Genomic DNA, 1,343 nt, shown 5'->3' on the forward strand with positions numbered 1-1,343 from the left:
CTAGGCCGTGTTTTAGAACTCGCTGACCTGCCTGGTTGGCCGTCCGGGGAAGTCGCGGGCGGCCATCCAGATCGTGAGGTCGCGGGCGATGTCGCTGATGCTGGTCGCCGTGGTGACCTCGTGCTCGTTGCGGGTGGTGTCACGGCGGACGATCTCGTAGCCGCCTTCGTCCAGGACGGCCACGGAGGCGAACCACAGGGGGGCGTCCTCGTCGGGCTGGACGACCACGAACGTGTTGTCGGAGCTGTTGAGGTCGCTGATCATCATGAACAACGCGTCCTCAGAGGGATCATCGATGCGGTCACCGTTCTCGCTGTCGGCGCCGTAGTACTGAGCCCCCATCGGTTGCATCTCCCTCGCCCTGCCCGCCTTGGTCGCGGTCAGCATGGCACGTGGAGCAGACAGCTCAGGCGAGTCATATCCATTCGCCGATCGCCGCGATCAGGACGGTGGCTTCGAAGCGGACCGCGAGTTTGTCGAAGCGGGTGGCGACCGCACGGTTGCGCTTGAGCCGGTTGATCCCGCACTCAACCGCGTGCCGGGCCTTGTAGTCCTCGCGGTCGAAGACCGGAGGTCGCCCGCCCTCTTTCCCGCGCCGTTTGCGGTTGGCGAGTTGGTCTGCCGGCTCCGGGATCGTGCACCGGATTCCCCGCTTTCGCAGGTAGGCCCGGTTGGCGCGGGACGAGTACGCCTTGTCGCCCCTGACTCGCAGCGGGCGGACACGGGGCCGGCCCGGCCCGATGCGGGGCACTTGGATGCCTTCCAGGACGGCGGCGAACTGAGGGCTGTCGCCGCGCTGTCCGACGGTGACCAGCAGCGATAGGGGCCGCTGGCCTTGTTCACAGGCCAGATGGATCTTGGTGGTGAAACCTCCCCGGGACCGGCCCAGGCCGTGGTCGTCGGGCTCGGTGCGGGTTCCGCCCGGCGGTTCCTTCTGGGCCAGTCCCTCACGACGGGCGCCTGCGGCGTGCTGGTGAGCTCGGCAGATCGTGGAGTCGACGTTGACCTCCCAGGTGATCAACCCTGCCGCGTCCGCCCGGGCTTGGAGCTGGGTCAGCAGTGCGGGCCACGTGCCGTTGCGCTGCCACCGGCGGAAGAGTCCGTAGACCGTCTGCCACGGCCCGTACTCCGCCGGAAGATCCCTCCACGGAGCACCAGTTCGCACCCGCCATCGGATTCCATCGATCAGCTTCCGCCGGCCCAACGACGGCCGCCCCAACCCCGCGACCGGCAACAACGGCTCAAGCACAGCCCACTGCCCGTCAGAAAGATCCCCTCGTCCCACACCGAGATCATCACGATGCGGGACGAGGAACAGAGCCGACCTTCAAAACACGGCCTAG

2 protein-coding genes are annotated in these 1,343 nt (G+C 67.5%); both read right to left on the reverse strand.

All coding sequences use genetic code 11. The annotated features are described in order from the left end of the window. Positions 1-12: 12 nt before the first annotated feature. Positions 13-342: a hypothetical protein gene (locus J2Z30_RS49210; protein WP_044581822.1), complete on the reverse strand. Its 330-nt coding sequence runs from the start codon at positions 340-342 to the stop codon at positions 13-15. Between the two features lie 73 nt (positions 343-415). Beyond that, positions 416-1,285 carry an IS5 family transposase gene (locus J2Z30_RS49215; RefSeq protein ID WP_078956832.1) on the reverse strand — a complete coding sequence of 290 codons (870 nt, stop codon included), beginning with the start codon at positions 1,283-1,285 and terminating at the stop codon, positions 416-418. Between the last annotated feature and the right edge of the window lie 58 nt (positions 1,286-1,343).

Source organism: Streptomyces iranensis (genome assembly GCF_017874715.1).
Lineage (GTDB): Bacteria > Actinomycetota > Actinomycetes > Streptomycetales > Streptomycetaceae > Streptomyces > Streptomyces iranensis.

Coding starts and splice junctions, on each gene's coding strand:
- J2Z30_RS49210 (WP_044581822.1), bottom strand. CDS start 342: ATGGGGGCTCAGTACTACGGCGCCGACAGCGAGAACGGTGACCGCATC.